Origin of the sequence: Chromobacterium fluminis (assembly GCF_011602385.1) — a bacterium.
GTDB lineage: Bacteria > Pseudomonadota > Gammaproteobacteria > Burkholderiales > Chromobacteriaceae > Chromobacterium > Chromobacterium fluminis.
In genome coordinates this window covers 16,037-31,007 of the sequence record NZ_JAAOMA010000036.1, presented here as the reverse complement: position 1 = coordinate 31,007, position 14,971 = coordinate 16,037, and the positions used below count along the sequence as shown (strand labels likewise).

Below are 14,971 nucleotides of genomic sequence, written 5' to 3'. Positions count from 1 at the left end.
GTCATTCTTTCGCGTCCGGCGGCCGTTGATACAGCGCATCCGGACAACATTCCTCGTTATCTTGGCCATCGCTCAGGCTCAGCAGCGCAAAGCCATGCGTCTCGTAGAAGCGGCGCGCGCTTAGATTGGCCTGGAACACGAACAGCCGGCAGGCCGGCGCCGGGGGCGACAACAACCGTTGCAGCAGCATTCCGCCGACTCCCGCGCCGCGATGTCCGGCGCTGACATATAGCTGGTCCAGCCATAGCACATCGTCTTGCAGCGACGCGGCGGCGAAGCCGGCGATATCGCCGTTCTGTTCCGCCAACCATGCTCCGCCGGACGGCAACAGCGTGCCGGCGAACCAGGCTCTCACCTCCGCCTCGGCATGCGCCAGCGGCGCATAATTCATCTCGCGGCGGCAGGCCAGATAAATGTCCGTCAGAGCGATGGCATCGGCGGGTCCGGCCAAGCGGATGGAAACCGTCATCGGCTGACGATCCTCATCAGCGTGGCGACGATGATGCGGACATCTTCAAACAAGCTGTGGCTTTCGGCGTAGCGCACGTAATACGCCAATTTTTCCGGCAATACCTGCTCAATGTAGGCGCGCTCCGGATCCTCGGCCCGGCCCAGGATTTCGTTCTCGTCTATCATCTTGATCGACGCCCAGTCGGTGATGCCCGGGCGCACCGACAACACGATGTCGCGGACCTCGTCCGGATAGTGGGCGACGTATTTGGGCACCTCCGGCCGTGGGCCGACCAAGCTCATATCGCCGAACAACACATCGATCAACTGCGGCAGTTCGTCCAGCTTGGTCTTGCGCAGCAGGCGCCCGGCGCCGGTGACGCGCGCATCCGCGCCCACGGTCAACTGGCCGTGGCGCTCGGTGTCCACCTGCATGGTGCGGAATTTGTGGATGCGGAACAGCGTGCCGCTCCGCCCTACCCGCACCTGGCGGAAAAACACCGGCCCCGGCGAATCCAGCTTCACCCACAGCGCCACCGCGAGCAGCGGCAGCGCCAGTGCGGCCAAGCCCAGGCCCGCGGCGACGATGTCGAAGCCGCGCTTCAACAGCCGCGAACCGTGGCGGCGCGGGCGGCAGCACGGCGGCAACAGGCCGCCGCTGTCTGAACCACGCTCGCTCATGCGCTCAGAATCTCGCGCACCGCGGCGATCACCCGGCTCTGGTCATCGTCCGTCATCCGGGTGTACAGCGGCAGGGTCACTTCGGCCTCGAAGGCGGCGTCGGTCACCGGGAACTGTTCGCGCGTCAGCTGATAGCCGTCGCGCCACACCGGCTGGCGATGCAGCGGAATGAAGTGCACCGAGCAGCCTATGCCTTTTTCCGCCATCCGGGCGATGAAGTCGTCGCGGCTGACGCCGGCCTCCGGCTTGATGCGCACCGGATATAGATGCCAGGCGTGGTTACTGCCCGCGTCCTTGGGCCGCGCCGGCAGGATCAGCGGCAGGTCGGCCAGCTCGCGGTCGAAGCGCTGGGCCATCGCCTCGCGTAATTCCTGGAAGCGGCGGATCTTCTTCAACTGGTGGATGCCCATCGCCGCGGCGGTATCCGGCATATTGTATTTGAAGCCGGGCGCCACCACTTCGTAGAACCAGGCCGGGGTCTTGGACACATAACGGTCGAAAGCGTCGCGGCTGATGCCGTGCAGACGCATCACCTTGCAACGCGCGATGATGTCCTTGTTCTTGGACACCACCATGCCGCCTTCGCCGGTGGTCATGGTCTTGTTGGCGTAGAAGCTGAACACAGTGACGTCGGAGTCCAGGGTCCCCACCAGCTTGCCCTTGTAATAAGTGGGCAATGCATGGGCCGCGTCTTCAACGACCTTCAGCCCGTGCTCGCGGGCAATGGCGATGATCTCGTCCATCTCGCAAGCAAGACCGGCGAAGTGCACCGGCATGATGGCGCGGGTCTTGGCGGTGATCGCGGCGCGGATCGCCTCCGGGCTGATGTTGAAGGTGGCCGCGTCCATATCCACGCATACCGGGTGCGCGCCCAGGTAGCGCACCACTTCGGCGGTGGCGGTGAAGGTGTAGCTGGGCACGATGACTTCGTCGCCGGGGCCGATGCCTATCGCTTCCAGCGCCAGGTGCAGGCCGGCGGTGGCCGAGTTGACGGCGATCGCCTCGACGCCGTCGCCGATGAACTGCGCGAAATCGGCCTCGAACTGCTTGGTCTTGGGACCGGTGGTGACCCAGCCGGAACGCAGCGCGTCGACCACTTCGTTGATTTCGTCCTCGCCGATGTCCGGCAGGGCGAACGGCAGGAATTTTTGTTCGCTCATCGCTATTATCACTTTCGCTATCAGTCATGCCTCGGTGACACACCGGGCGCAATCACTACGCTACCTGGGACGCCGTTCTCCTGCGCCAAAACAGGTATCCACTATGCAACAGTACAATCCCAATCAAACCAGCCAGGTTTTTCACCCCATCGCTGAGCAACTCGCCCCGCTCTTCACGATATCGCCTGACCGCATCCTGGTAACCAAACACCGACTCATCATTCAGACGAAGCGCATAGATCCTTCCGCTTGTCGCCCGCTTATTGCTTTTGTACCACCAAACCTCAACCTTGGAACCGAACGCTTCTTCCGGAATCACACGTCCGACTGCGTCACACTTCCCACGCACTGAACAAGCGGAACATCTTGCATATCCATTCAGTGAACAATTCAAATCGAAAACTAGGTCAACGCGTAAGCCAGGATTCCGGCCCAGTGGATACGCCGTGACCTTACCAGTTGTAAAGTTCAAATCTGCTTCCGCTGGCTCTTGATAGCTCGCCCACATCCATAAGCAGATCACGCCCTTCAGCAGCATGAACAACAACAACCCACCATAAAGGCTTACCAGCGTACGCTGACAAAGCGCCCGCCTCCCCTCTTTAGCCACGGCCATCCTAGCTCACCTTAAATCGCTATATTTTGCCTGTCTGGCCAGAGATTAAGCCGCCATGCGGCATAGGTCGAAACCCCGACCTCCCCACGCTATACCGCCTGCAAAAATCGTCGCGCCAGCACCACGTAATCATGATGCTCCAGCACATAGGCCTGACCCGCCGCGCCCATGCGCACGCGTTCCTCGGCCGGCAGCGCCGCCATCCGCCGCGCCGCGTCGGCAATCGCGGCCGGATCCTCGGCGTCCACGCTAATGCCGGCGCCGGCCTCCTTCACCATATCGTTGCCGGCTTCCACCGAGTGGATCACCGGCTTGCCCGCCATCAGGTAGTCGAACAGTTTATTGGGATTGATGCCAAAGCGGTAGATCGGCAGCTTGCGCCAGCCTATGTAAAGCGCATCGCACTCCGCCAGGAAGACCGGCACGCTGCGTTTGGCGATGGATGGCAGCAACATCACATTGTCCAGCCCCAGCTCGGCCGCGCGCGCCGCCAAGGCCTCCTTGTCCGGACCGTCGCCGACCAGCACGAAAGTCACCGCCGCGTCCCGCATCAGCGCCGCCGCCTCCAGCAGGTAATCCAACGCATTGGCCAAGCCGTGCCCGCCGGCGTAGCCGATCAGGAAACGCCCTTGCGCCTTCAATTCCGCCAGCCGCATCCGGTGCTCGACCGGCAGGGCCTCAGCCTCGCCCCGCCATTCCGCGACGTCGACGCCGTTGGGAATCACCGCGTACTTGGCCGGATCCATGCCGTGCGCCACCATATAGTCCTTGGCGCAGGGCAGCATGGACACCACGGTGTCGGCCTTGCGGTAGCCGAAATCCTCCGCCCATTGCAGCAGGCGGATGAAGGGATGTTTGGGCGACATGCCGCCCACCTCCACCGGGGTCAGCGGCCACAGATCATGCACCTCGTACACCAGGCGCGCGCCGGTCTTGGCGGCGATCCAGGCCGCCGGCACCGTATCCAGCGGATAGGTGGACGAGGCGATCACCACGTCCGGCTTCCACTGCTTCAGATAGCGGCCGGACAAGCCCATCACCCGGGCCAGAAAGCTGAAGATATTGAGCACGCGGCCGATGCCGTTGCCGTCGTAAGGGCGGGTCTTGCACCAGGTGTAGCGGATGCCGTCTATGTCTTCGTCCCGGTATTTGCCGTCCACCTGCGGATGGGTCTGCCGCAGATGGGACACATCGGCGGCCAACATATTGACTTCATGGCCGGCGCTCACCCATTCCCGCGCCAGATAATAGGGACGGAATTCCATGCCGTGCCGGGGGCTGCCGGCATAGTGGTTGATGTAGAGTATTTTCATGATTTACAGCGTTGCGTACAGCTTGACCAGCTTGTCGGCCTCGGCCGCCCAACTGTATTTGTTCAATACCGCCTGCTTGCCGGCTTCGCCTAAGGCACGCATGCGCGCTTCGTCGGTCATCAGTTCCTTGACAGCTGCGGCGATGGCGGCCGGGTCCTGCGGGTCCACCAGCAGGCCGCAGCCGGCGTCGTCCACGATTTCACGCCACACAGGGAAGTCCGACGCGATTACCGGCATGCCGGCGGCCATGTATTCGAACAGCTTGATCGGCAAGGCGTCGACGTAATTCGGCGTCGGAAACAGCGTCACCAGGCCGATCTTGCTCTTGGCCAGCACCTCGGCCACGCCCTTGCGGTCCAGCACGCCCAGGTCGTTGACCCGCGCCCAGCCGGGCCGCGCCGACACCCGGGCCTTCAAATCGCTCTCGCTCCACGGCCCGGCCAGGTTCAGCCGCGTCGCGGTGTCCGGCAGTGCCTCGACGATGGGTTCAATGCCGCGGATGCGCGAGATGCCGCCGATATAGCACAGTTCGTTGCGGCGCTGTTCCCACGGCGTGTCGCGCACCAGTTCTTCCAGAATGGGAAAGTTGCATACGTCCAGCGCGCGGGCGCCCAGTTTCTCGAAGCGCTTGCGGATGTGCGGCGTCGAAGTCACCACCGCGTCGAAGCGGCGCGCCGCCCAGTCCTCCAGCGCTTCAAAGCCGCTGGAGACCAGGGGCCGCACCGCGCCGGGTATCCAGTGTTTGGCCAGAATCTGGCGCGGCACGTCCTCATGCACGTCGTAAACCACCTTGATGCCGGCCTGCTTCAGGCGCAGCGCGGCGGGGATCAGCTCCGGGTCGTGAAAGTGGACCACGTCCGGTCGCAGTTTCAGCGCCGCCTGGTAGACGCGCTTGACGGTGCCGGTCATCCGCGCCAGCCGGCCTCCGGATTTAGGGCCCACATCGTGAAAGCGCACGCCGCGGTTGATCTCCTCGCCCTGGCCGTCGGCCACGATCAGCGTCACCTCGTGCCCGGCGGCGGCCAGGCTCGCGCATTCCTTGACGAAGATGCGGATGTCGTGACGCGGATGGGCGGAAGTGAGATGGGCAATTTTCATATTAAGCTCTGTTTAGCGGCCGTCCGGCCCGCAACGATCTCGGGCCGGCGGCAAAATTCCTAGTTGTCGAACCCCAGCAGTTCCCGGTACAGCCTGGCAAAGCCGGCCATATTCGGCAGATGCAGCCCCTTGTCCGCCACCAGCCGACGGTTGAGCGCGGCGACCTCGTCCAGCTCCGCGTCCTCGCCTGCCCATTCCATCGCGTGCTGCAAGGCCTCGTCCAAACGCCCTACGTCCTCTGCGATCACGCCGTTGAGTCCGTCTATCACCCATTCGCCGTTGGCCGGCAGATTGGACAACAAGGGCAGGCAGCCGTGGCCCATCGCTTCCAGCAGACTGATGCTGGTGGCGTCCGAGCGCGGCACGCTGACGAAGACCCTGGACTCCGCGTACATCCGCCCCAGCGTCTCGCTGTCGACAAAGCCGGCGAAGTCCACGCGGCTCAGGCCCAGTTCGGCGGCCAGGCGCTTCAAAGCCTCGGTTTCGCTGCCGCTGGCGGCCACGGTCAAGCGCCAATCGCCGAAGCGGCCGCCGCGTTCCACCCGCTCCCAGGCGCGCAGAATGGCGTCGATGCGGTACAAAGGCTTGTGCAGCCGGCAGGACAGCACCGTCTTGCCCTTACCCGCGCTGGCCGCCGGCTCCGGCATGGCGTCCATGCCGTAATTGAGCAGGCGGATGCGACAGCCTTCGCCGGCCAGTTCGCGGATTTTCGCCGCCATGTGCAGCGAATCCGAGGTGATCGCGTCGGCGGCGGCCAGATTGGCGCGCACCATCGCCCGCATCAGCGGGTTGCGGTCCGGCAGCAAGAGCACATCGGAGCCCCAGGCGGTCAGCACCATGGGCAAATCCAGGCTGGCGGCGGCGCGGCTGCCGTGCCAGGCCACGCTATTGGCCTGGTGGATGTGCAGCAGCTGCGGCCGCGTCTCGCGCAGCCAGGCGCGCAAGCGCGCCGCCGTGCCCAGCGCCGCCAGGCGGAAATCCACGCGCAGGCTGCCGGTCAGCAAGGCGGCCACGTCCGCCGGAATCTCGCCGTTGCAGGCCAGGAATAATTGATCCACATGCGGCGCGATGCCGCGCAGGAAACGCCAGGTATGCACCGAGGCGGAACCCAGCACCGCAACGCTGGCGACCTTGTCTCTCATGGGCTCAGTCATGCGCCCAGGCCTCGTACAAGGGAAGCAACTCCGGATGCTCGTCCAGCCATTTGGCGTCCATCTCGCGGGTATCGCCCACTACCCGTGCCGGATTGCCGGCCAGGATGGCGAAATCGGGATAAACGCCGGCCGGCACATAACTGTAAGCCGACACCATGCAGCCCTTGCCCAGCTCCACGCCCGGCATCAGCACCGAGTGCGGGCCTACGAAACTGTACGGGCCCAGCTTGGTGGGCTTTTTCAGATAGCCGACGTGATTGTTGCTCTCCAGGTAGCGGTCGCCGTACAGGCGGATGGCCACATGGCTGGAGTGGGTCAGCAGAGAAACATAGTTGGTGATCTGACAACCTTCGCCGATATACAGGCCGCCAGAGGCGTCGATCAGATTGAAATGGCCGATGTAGACGTTGTCGTCCACCATCAGCTTGCCGACATGTTCGATGCGGGTCATGTTGGACACCCGGGTGCGTTTGAGGAACACCCCGTCGCCGCGGGTGAATCCATACACCATTCTGGGCTGCACCCACGCCGACAGGCGGAAGCGGATGCGGCTGAATAGAGCGTGCCAATTCATCGGGCTGCCTTGTAAAGCCATGAAAAATAAGCCAGGAAGTAAGCGGCCATCACCACCGAGACCAATTGGAAGGTGGCCACCGCGTCGTTCCACAGCGCGAAACCGACCCACATCGTGCCCAGGAACAACACAGCCTGCAGCAAAGACCACAGGAAGGCCTGGCGCTGGCGATTGATCACCGGCGGCACCATGCCCAGCGGCGAGGCAACGAAGTGGAACAGGATATAGAGCGACATCGCCTCCGCATAGCGGCCGGCGGTGGCCCAGTTTTGTCCGAATACCAGCGAGAACAAAGGCTCCCCGGCCAGTTGTATCACCAGGAAGGGCAGCAAGGCCATGCCGCCCAGCGTCAACATCATCTTGCGCAGAATGGGACGCAGCGGCAGGCGCTGATTGCGGGCGTCGGCCAGCTCGCGGTAGGCCACCTGCGCCACCGCCTGGCCGATCAGCGCCGCCGGCAGCTTCAACACACGCATCATCAGGCCGTAGAAGCCCACCGAGGCGGTGCCGGCCAGCATGGTCAGCGCCACCAAGGTCGCCGAATCCAGCAAGGCGGTGCTCAAGGCGTGCGGCGCGTTGATCTTGGGAAACTCGATATAGGCGCGCGCCACCTCGCGCATGCCGACGCGGCTGAGCTCATGGCGCCAAGCGAAGCGGGCCTTGAGGTCCTGCCAGGTTTGCGCCAACAGAGAGCCTAGTTGACCGGCCAGCTGGCCCAGAATCAGCCCGGCAACGCCGGCGCCGGTCCAGCCCAGCCCCACTTGAGTGGCCGCCATGCTCAAGGACTGCAGCATGCGGCCGTTGGCGTTGGCCTGGTAGCGGCGGTGACGGTTGTTCCAGTTGGTCCAGGCTTGCATCAAGCCCGCCAGCGCGACGGACAGCGGCAACAGCAGCAGCCAGGGCTCCAGTTCCGGCGCGCCCAGATGGCGGGCGATATGGGCGTGGCCGTCAAAGGCCACCACCACGCCCACCAACAAGGACAGGGCCAATGCGCAAGCGATGGACAAGCCCATCAGATTGCTGGCCCGCCTCTCCTCCGCCGGCAACACGATGGCCATCTCGTAACGCGCGGTGGCCAGCACCGCCAGCGTGGACAGCCAGGAGACGTAAACCGCCTGCACCCCCACCTCGTGCGGGTTGTACAGGCGGGTGATCAGCGGCGACACCAACAACGGAATCACCTGCGCCACCGCCGCCCCGGTGACCAGGGTGATGATGTGGCGGATGAAGCCGCTCTTGGGCAGGCGGAACAGCAACAAGCTCATGCGCTCAGGCCAGCGCCTGTTTGACTGCGGCGACGATGGCGTCTTGCGTCGCTTCGTCCAGGAAAGGATGCATCGGCAGGCTCATCACGCGGCGGCCGGCGGCCTCCGACAGCGGGAAGCTGCCTTCGGGCAGGTTCAGATGGGCGAAGGCCGGCTGCAGATGCAGCGGAATCGGGTAATGCACGGCGGTGGGCACGCCCAGCTCTTTCAGCTTGGCCTGTACCGCCTCGCGATTGTCCACCTCGATGGTGTACTGCGCGTAGACATGGCTGTTGCCTTCGGCGATCACCGGCGCCCGCGCCACATCGCGCAACAGCGCGCTGTAGCGCGCGCCGATGCGTTCGCGCGCCGCCACTTCGTCGGCGAAGCTAGGCAGCTTGGCCAGCAGCACCGCCGCCTGTATCGTGTCCAGCCGGCCGTTGAGGCCGATGACGGGATGGTGATAGCGGCGATCCTGGCCGTGCACGCGGATCTCGCGCATTTTCTTGGCCAGCGCGTCGTCGTTGGTGAAGCAGGCGCCGCCGTCGCCGTAGCAACCCAGGGGCTTGCTCGGGAAGAAGCTGGTGCAGCCTATGGTGGACAGATTGCCGGACTTCTTGCCGTTCTGGCTGGCGCCGAAGCTCTGCGCGCCGTCCTCTATCACCGCGATGCCGTGTTTGGCGGCGATGGCGTTGATGGCGTCGAAATCAGCGCACTGGCCGTACAGACTCACCGGCATGATGGCGCGGGTGCGGGGCGTGATCGCCGCTTCCAACAGCGCCGGGTCCAGGTTGTAGCTGACGGGGTCGATGTCGACGAACACCGGCTTGGCGCCCAGCAGCGCGATCATCTCGCCGGTGGCGATAAAGGTGAACGGAGTGGTGATCACCTCGTCGCCGGGGCCGATGTCCAGGGCCATCATCGCGATCAGCAGCGCCTTGGTGCCGTCGCAAACGCCGATGGCGTGCTTGGCGCCGGTGTATTCCGCCAGCCCCTGCTCCACCTCCTTCACCTCCGGCCCCATGATGTACTGGCCGTGGTCCAGCACGGCGTGGATGCGGGCGTCGATATCGGCTTTCAGGTGCTGGTATTGCGCTTTCAGATCAATGAACTGGATGGACATAAGAGGATCAACCCCAAATCAATTTTTGAAAGATATCGCCCATATAGCGACACGCGGAACGACGGAGAGATGCTTGTCAGTCGTTCTTGAGCGGCGAGCAATGATTGCCGCCCACCTCGTAATGCTTGGCGCAGGCCGGGCAGCTATGGGTACCGATGTCGTTGGCCAGCCTCTCGCCGCAGGAGCACATCCAACCGATGCGTTTGGCCGGCGTGCCCACCATCAGCGCGTAGGCCGGCACGTCGCGGGTCACCACCGCGCCGGCGCCGACGAAGGCGTACTCGCCTATGGTGTGGCCGCACACGACAGTGGCGTTGGCGCCGATGGACGCGCCTTTTTTCACCAGAGTGCGGCGGTATTCATGCTTGCGCGCAACGTGGCTGCGCGGATTGTTGACATTGGTGAACACCATGGACGGGCCGCAGAACACGTCGTCCTCCAGCGTCACCGCGTCGTAGATGGACACATTGTTCTGCACCTTGACGTTGTCGCCGATCAGCACGTCGTTGCCGACGAACACGTTCTGGCCGAAGGAACAGCCGGCGCCGATCTGCGCGCCGCCGCAAATATGAACCCAGTGCCAGACGCGGGTGTTCTCGCCGATCTGCGCGCCCTCGTCTACGATGGCGCTAGGGTGGATGTGAACCTGGCTCATTTTTGCCGCTCCCATTTATCCAAAATTTTATCCAGGCGGATTAGTTGTTGCTCGGAGCGCGCCATGGACTGCTCCTGGCGAGCCAATAATTTCTCGCTGCGCGACCATTGATCTTCCACGCCGCCGGATTGAACCGCGCGGGCGTCGGACTGGCGTCCCGCCTGCTGATGGCTGTTGAAGGCCGAGAACATCAGCATCAAACTGCCGCCGACCAGCCAGAACCCCAAGCCCCACAGCGCGCCGTCCAGAATCTTCCGCATCATGCCTAGGCCTCAGTAATCCAAAGGCAGGCTGACGCGGCGGCCGTCGCGGGCGGACAGATACATCGCGATCAACAACTCCAGCGACTTCAGCCCTTCGCGGCCATCGGTCTCCGGCTCGGCTTCGCCGCGCATGGTCTTGATCACATTGTCGTAGTACAGCGGATGACCGAAACCGTAAACGCTGGTGGTGGCGTAGCTTGCCTGCTTGATGTCCTCGTCCATCGCGTGCGGCTCAGAAAACTCCCAGTGCTGGATTTCGTTGACCGCCATGCCGCCGACGCGCACCGAGCCCTTCTCGCCCAAAATGGTGATGCTGCCTTCCAGGTTCTTCGGGTAGGTCAGCATGGTCACGTTCATGCTGCCCAGCGCGCCGCTGCGCCATTTGACGCTGACGGTCCCGGTGTCTTCCACCTCGATATTGCGCGCCAGCGTCGCGGTGTAAGCCTGCACGCTTTCCACCGGGCCGATCAGCCAGTCCAGCAAGTCCACGTAATGGCTGGCCTGGTTCATGAAGGCGCCGCCGTCGAACTCCCAGGTGCCGCGCCAGCCGGCCGCGTCGTAATACTCCTGCGGCCGGGTCCAGAACACATTGACGTTGACCATGTAGACGCGACCGAAACGCTTCTCCTGCATCGCCCGCTTCAAGAGCTGCAAAGTGGCGTTGCGGCGGTTTTGCTTGACCACGAACAGATGCTTGTTGGCGCGGTCGGCCGCCTTGACCATTTCCAGGCCGTCTTCCCAACGCGTGGCCATCGGCTTTTCCGTCATCACGTGGAAACCAGCCTCAGAGCAGGCGATGCTCTGGCTCGGATGCAGGCCGGACGGCGTGGTCAGGATAACGATGTCGGCGTCGGTCTTGGCCAGCATCTCGGCCAGATTGGCGTGGCCGCGCGCGCCGGTGCGCTCGACCGCCGCCTTCAAAGCGGCCGGGTCGATGTCGCAGACATCCATCAGCTCGGCGCGGTCGGCGTGCTTTTCCAGCGCGCCGAAGTGATTCTGGGCGATGCGGCCGCAGCCCACCAGTGCAAAGCGGATCTTACGGTCGGTAATCGGGGGAAGGTGCAATGTTTGCATGGTTCTGCCTCAAATTCCTTCAAAACACGCGGGCGCATCTCAACGATGCGCCCGCCTGGGCGCTTGTTTCACCGCGCCTTGCAAGCGACTGGAACAAGCCGTGGGACGGCTTACGCCTTGACGATATTGTCAGCCGGTTCCAGATACTTGCCGCGGCTGTCCACCACCAGCTGCGCATGCGCCTTGATCTGCGCGTAGTCGAACTTGTCGTGGTCGGTGGCCAGCAGCACGCAATCGTAGCTGGCGATGGCGGCATCGCTCAGCGCCACGCTGGACAGCTCGAAATGATGCTCGCGCATCTTGGGGAACACCGGCACGTGCGGATCGCTGTAAGCCACTTCCGCGCCCAGATCGCGCAGCTTTTCCATCAGGAACACCGACGGGCTTTCGCGCATATCGTCGACGTTCTTCTTATAGGCGATGCCCAGCACCAGCACGCGGCTGCCGTTGATGGACTTCTTGCGCAGGTTCAGCGCGGCCGCCACTTTGGACACCACGTAGTCGGGCATATTGCTGTTCACTTCGCCGGCCAGCTCGATGAAACGGGTGTTGACGCCGTATTCGCGCGCTTTCCAGGTCAGGTAGAACGGGTCGATCGGGATACAGTGGCCGCCCAGGCCCGGGCCCGGATAGTAGGGCACGAAACCGAAAGGCTTGGTGGCCGCGGCGCGGATCACTTCGTGGATGTCGATGCCCATCTTGTCGGCCACGATCTTCATCTCGTTGACCAGGCCGATATTCACCGCGCGGTGGATGTTTTCCAGAAGCTTGGTCATTTCCGCGGCGCGGGTGGAGGACACCGGCACCACCTTGTCGATCACCGCGCCGTAGAGCGCGACGCCGATTTCCTGGCAGGCGGGGGTCACGCCGCCGCAGACCTTGGGAATGGTGCGGGTGGTGAAGTTGGGATTGCCCGGATCTTCGCGCTCCGGCGAGAACACCAGGAAGGCGTTTTCGCCCACCTTCAGGCCGCGCGACTCCATGCGCGGCAGCAGCTCTTCGTCGGTGGTGCCCGGATAGGTAGTGGACTCCAACGACACCAAGTGGCCTTCGCGCAGATAGGGCACCAGGCTGTCCATGGTGTCCAGCACGAAGGACAGGTCCGGTTCGCGGTATTTGTTCAGCGGCGTCGGCACGCACAGAATCAGGGTATCGGCTTCCGGCACGCGGCTGAAATCGGTGGTGGCTTCGAAGCCGCGGCTCAGCGCGGTGGCGATACTGTCCGCGCCGATGTGTTCGATATAACTTTGACCGGCCATCAGGGCGTCCACCTTGCCCTGGTCGATATCGAAGCCCAGCACTTTGTAGCCGACTTCGGCGAAGCGCAGCATCAGCGGCAGGCCTACATAGCCCAGGCCCACAATGCCGATGACGGCGGATTTATCTGCAATCCGATTGAGCAGTTGCTGCTTGATCACGGTGTAAGTCCCAACAGTATGTAAATACGATAGCGGCGGATCAGACGACGTTCACGGCTAGCGGCGCGGAAGCGAAACCGCCCGCGCCGCGCCTGCCCTAAACTGTCCGATCCACCGCCATAAAGTTCATTCAAACGGCAAGCCAGCTTGCCGCCTTCCGTTTCTGTCCGTACTGATCTGCCTCAGAAACCGCTCAAGCGGATTCTCTTCGCAGTTGAGCTTGAGGGTGCAAATCGTCCCGCAAACACCCTTGGCCGCAGTTAACCGCCCGCTGACGGCATGTATGCCGGCATTATACGCCGCTTCCCAACCGCCATTGAGTAAGCAAATGTACGCCGGGCGGCACGCTTCAAATCAGCAGGTGGCCCGCGGTGTGTTGATTAGTCAACTTCAAGCGATTGACGAACTCTCCGAACTCCAAACCGAAACGGCACTCCATCCGGTCGGCCCGCTCCTTCAAGGCCTCCCATTGAGTCAGCGTCGGGCTCTGACGGAAAGCCATTACCGCCACATTGCCATGACTGGCGGAAGGCAGCTCCAGCACGCGGCCTTCGAACACATTGAGCAAACGTTCGACAAAGCTTTGATAGCGTTTGTCGCCGCTCCACCAATTGGTGACGAACACCCCCTTGGGACTCAAGGCGCGCTTGCAGTCCTCAAAGAAGTCCTCGGTGGTCAACTCGTCGACAATCTGCAAGCCATCGAAACCATCCACCAGGATGGCATCGGTGGAGCCGCGGAAAATTTTCACGTAGTCCGCGCCGTCGGCCTCGATGATCTCGAAAAAGTCGCCTTCCTCCGGCAACTGGAAAAAAGCCCGCGCCACCGCGATCACCTGGGGATTGATGTCCACCGCCACGCTGACCGCGTCCGGCAGATACTCATCAATGAAGCGCGCCAGCGAACCGCCGCCCAGCCCAATCTGCAAAATGTGCTGCGGCTCGTCGTTCCACAGCAGAAAACCCATCATCGCCCGGCTATACGACAACACCAGTTCGGCGGGCTCATCCAGGTCCATCGAACTCTGTATGGTTTCCGAGCCCAGATGCAGAGAGCGGATATTGCCGGCCTCCGATATCTCCACCTCCGGCATTTCATCCACAGCGGCGCGCACGCGGCGGCGGAACGGATGCAAGGCTCTACGCGCCACAGCCGGAGCCCTCGCTCGCCGGACTGCGCGAATCCAGAATGCTGATGGTGCGCTTCTTCGGCGCCGCTTCCGCCTCGTCGTCCCTCGGCGGCGGCGGATCGCGGAATTCTTCCTTGTCGAAAGCGGTGTCTCCGCCTTCAAACGGCGCGTCGCCGGTCTTCAGGCCGGCAAAGTCGAATAAAGCGGTGTCGGCCAGGTGGGACGGCACCACATTTTGCAGCGAGCGGAACATGCTCTCCAGCCGGCCGGGGAAGCGTCGGTCCCAGTCGTTGACCATTTCCTTGACCACTTGGCGCTGCAGATTGGGCTGCGAGCCGCACAGACTGCATGGAATGATGGGGAATTCGCGCAGCGCGGCGTAGCGTTCGATGTCCTTCTCGCGGCAATACGCCAGCGGGCGGATCACCATGTGGCGGCCATCGTCGGACACCAGTTTGGGCGGCATGGACTTCAGCTTGCCGCCGTAGAACATGTTCAGGAACAGAGTGTGCAGGATGTCGTCGCGGTGATGACCCAGCGCGATCTTGGTCGCGCCCAATTCGTCGGCGACGCGGTAGAGAATGCCGCGACGCAGCCGCGAACACAGGCTGCACGTGGTCTTGCCTTCGGGCACCAGCCGCTTGACGATGGAATAGGTGTCTTCTTCGACGATGCGGTACTCCACGCCGATGGCGTCCAGGTATTCCGGCAGCACGTGCTCGGGGAAGCCCGGCTGTTTCTGGTCCAGATTGACCGCCACGATGGAGAAATCGATAGGCGCGGACTTTTGCAAGCCGCGCAGAATGTCCAGCAAGGTATAGCTGTCCTTGCCGCCGGACAGGCAGACCATCACGCGGTCGCCCTCTTCTATCATATTGAAGTCATTGATGGCGTCACCCACATGGTGGCGCAGGCGCTTGGCCAGTTTATTGCCTTCAAACACGGCCTTTTTGGCCTTGTCGTCGAGGACGCTGCTTGCTTCGGACATGGAGTACGGCTAAGAAATTGAAAAACAGGAG

16 protein-coding genes are annotated in these 14,971 nt (G+C 63.0%); all 16 read right to left on the bottom strand.

The window, feature by feature from the left end:
- Position 1: 1 nt before the first annotated feature.
- Positions 2-469, bottom strand: coding sequence for a GNAT family N-acetyltransferase (locus HA052_RS20390; RefSeq protein ID WP_166453336.1), 468 nt, complete (start codon positions 467-469; stop codon positions 2-4).
- Complete coding sequence (locus tag HA052_RS20385) at positions 466-1,131, bottom strand: sugar transferase (RefSeq protein ID WP_277345127.1); 666 nt, start codon at positions 1,129-1,131, stop codon at positions 466-468. The genes HA052_RS20390 and HA052_RS20385 overlap by 4 nt, the downstream gene beginning before the upstream one ends.
- On the bottom strand, positions 1,128-2,291 hold the full coding sequence (locus HA052_RS20380) for a DegT/DnrJ/EryC1/StrS family aminotransferase (RefSeq protein WP_166453335.1): 1,164 nt from the start codon (positions 2,289-2,291) through the stop codon (positions 1,128-1,130). Before HA052_RS20380 ends, HA052_RS20385 begins: the two co-directional genes overlap by 4 nt.
- Positions 2,292-2,346: 55 nt before the next feature.
- Entirely contained in the window at positions 2,347-2,907 is a 561-nt protein-coding gene (locus HA052_RS20375; protein WP_166453334.1) for a hypothetical protein, read from the bottom strand.
- A gap of 89 nt (positions 2,908-2,996) precedes the next feature.
- Positions 2,997-4,220: a glycosyltransferase family 4 protein gene (locus HA052_RS20370; RefSeq protein ID WP_166453333.1), complete on the bottom strand. Its 1,224-nt coding sequence runs from the start codon at positions 4,218-4,220 to the stop codon at positions 2,997-2,999.
- A 3-nt stretch (positions 4,221-4,223) separates the two neighbouring features.
- On the bottom strand, positions 4,224-5,318 hold the full coding sequence (locus HA052_RS20365) for a glycosyltransferase family 4 protein (RefSeq protein WP_166453332.1): 1,095 nt from the start codon (positions 5,316-5,318) through the stop codon (positions 4,224-4,226).
- 59 nt (positions 5,319-5,377) lie between these two features.
- Positions 5,378-6,460, bottom strand: coding sequence for a glycosyltransferase family 4 protein (locus HA052_RS20360; RefSeq protein WP_166453331.1), 1,083 nt, complete (start codon positions 6,458-6,460; stop codon positions 5,378-5,380).
- 4 nt (positions 6,461-6,464) lie between these two features.
- Positions 6,465-7,046, bottom strand: coding sequence for an acyltransferase (locus tag HA052_RS20355; protein ID WP_081546434.1), 582 nt, complete (start codon positions 7,044-7,046; stop codon positions 6,465-6,467).
- Positions 7,043-8,311, bottom strand: coding sequence for a lipopolysaccharide biosynthesis protein (locus tag HA052_RS20350; protein WP_166453330.1), 1,269 nt, complete (start codon positions 8,309-8,311; stop codon positions 7,043-7,045). The genes HA052_RS20355 and HA052_RS20350 overlap by 4 nt, the downstream gene beginning before the upstream one ends.
- A 4-nt stretch (positions 8,312-8,315) precedes the next feature.
- Positions 8,316-9,413: a DegT/DnrJ/EryC1/StrS family aminotransferase gene (locus HA052_RS20345; protein ID WP_166453329.1), complete on the bottom strand. Its 1,098-nt coding sequence runs from the start codon at positions 9,411-9,413 to the stop codon at positions 8,316-8,318.
- Between the two features lie 76 nt (positions 9,414-9,489).
- On the bottom strand, positions 9,490-10,068 hold the full coding sequence (locus HA052_RS20340; RefSeq protein WP_166453328.1) for an acyltransferase: 579 nt from the start codon (positions 10,066-10,068) through the stop codon (positions 9,490-9,492).
- Entirely contained in the window at positions 10,065-10,331 is a 267-nt protein-coding gene (locus HA052_RS20335; protein WP_166453327.1) for a hypothetical protein, read from the bottom strand. Before HA052_RS20335 ends, HA052_RS20340 begins: the two co-directional genes overlap by 4 nt.
- A gap of 9 nt (positions 10,332-10,340) precedes the next feature.
- The gene (locus HA052_RS20330) at positions 10,341-11,405 is read right to left on the bottom strand and encodes a Gfo/Idh/MocA family protein (RefSeq protein ID WP_166453326.1); all 1,065 of its coding nucleotides are present in this window, start codon (positions 11,403-11,405) and stop codon (positions 10,341-10,343) included.
- A 110-nt stretch (positions 11,406-11,515) separates the two neighbouring features.
- Positions 11,516-12,820 (bottom strand): nucleotide sugar dehydrogenase, encoded by a 1,305-nt coding sequence (locus HA052_RS20325; RefSeq protein WP_081546488.1) that lies wholly within the window; start codon positions 12,818-12,820, stop codon positions 11,516-11,518.
- A 352-nt stretch (positions 12,821-13,172) separates the two neighbouring features.
- Positions 13,173-13,973 carry a polyamine aminopropyltransferase gene (locus HA052_RS20320; protein ID WP_081546422.1) on the bottom strand — a complete coding sequence of 267 codons (801 nt, stop codon included), beginning with the start codon at positions 13,971-13,973 and terminating at the stop codon, positions 13,173-13,175.
- Positions 13,963-14,940 carry a tRNA 2-thiocytidine(32) synthetase TtcA gene (gene ttcA, locus HA052_RS20315; protein WP_166453325.1) on the bottom strand — a complete coding sequence of 326 codons (978 nt, stop codon included), beginning with the start codon at positions 14,938-14,940 and terminating at the stop codon, positions 13,963-13,965. The genes HA052_RS20320 and ttcA overlap by 11 nt, the downstream gene beginning before the upstream one ends.
- Between the last annotated feature and the right edge of the window lie 31 nt (positions 14,941-14,971).

Excerpts from the sequence above, each read along its gene's own strand:
- HA052_RS20385 (WP_277345127.1), bottom strand. The coding sequence starts at position 1,131 with ATGAGCGAGCGTGGTTCAGACAGCGGCGGCCTGTTGCCGCCGTGCTGC.
- HA052_RS20370 (WP_166453333.1), bottom strand. The coding sequence starts at position 4,220 with ATGAAAATACTCTACATCAACCACTATGCCGGCAGCCCCCGGCACGGC.
- ttcA (WP_166453325.1), bottom strand. The coding sequence starts at position 14,940 with ATGTCCGAAGCAAGCAGCGTCCTCGACGACAAGGCCAAAAAGGCCGTG.
- HA052_RS20335 (WP_166453327.1), bottom strand. The coding sequence starts at position 10,331 with ATGATGCGGAAGATTCTGGACGGCGCGCTGTGGGGCTTGGGGTTCTGG.
- HA052_RS20340 (WP_166453328.1), bottom strand. The coding sequence starts at position 10,068 with ATGAGCCAGGTTCACATCCACCCTAGCGCCATCGTAGACGAGGGCGCG.
- HA052_RS20360 (WP_166453331.1), bottom strand. The coding sequence starts at position 6,460 with ATGAGAGACAAGGTCGCCAGCGTTGCGGTGCTGGGTTCCGCCTCGGTG.
- HA052_RS20390 (WP_166453336.1), bottom strand. The coding sequence starts at position 469 with ATGACGGTTTCCATCCGCTTGGCCGGACCCGCCGATGCCATCGCTCTG.
- HA052_RS20375 (WP_166453334.1), bottom strand. The coding sequence starts at position 2,907 with ATGGCCGTGGCTAAAGAGGGGAGGCGGGCGCTTTGTCAGCGTACGCTG.
- HA052_RS20330 (WP_166453326.1), bottom strand. The coding sequence starts at position 11,405 with ATGCAAACATTGCACCTTCCCCCGATTACCGACCGTAAGATCCGCTTT.
- HA052_RS20380 (WP_166453335.1), bottom strand. The coding sequence starts at position 2,291 with ATGAGCGAACAAAAATTCCTGCCGTTCGCCCTGCCGGACATCGGCGAG.
- HA052_RS20355 (WP_081546434.1), bottom strand. The coding sequence starts at position 7,046 with ATGAATTGGCACGCTCTATTCAGCCGCATCCGCTTCCGCCTGTCGGCG.
- HA052_RS20345 (WP_166453329.1), bottom strand. The coding sequence starts at position 9,413 with ATGTCCATCCAGTTCATTGATCTGAAAGCGCAATACCAGCACCTGAAA.
- HA052_RS20350 (WP_166453330.1), bottom strand. The coding sequence starts at position 8,311 with ATGAGCTTGTTGCTGTTCCGCCTGCCCAAGAGCGGCTTCATCCGCCAC.
- HA052_RS20365 (WP_166453332.1), bottom strand. The coding sequence starts at position 5,318 with ATGAAAATTGCCCATCTCACTTCCGCCCATCCGCGTCACGACATCCGC.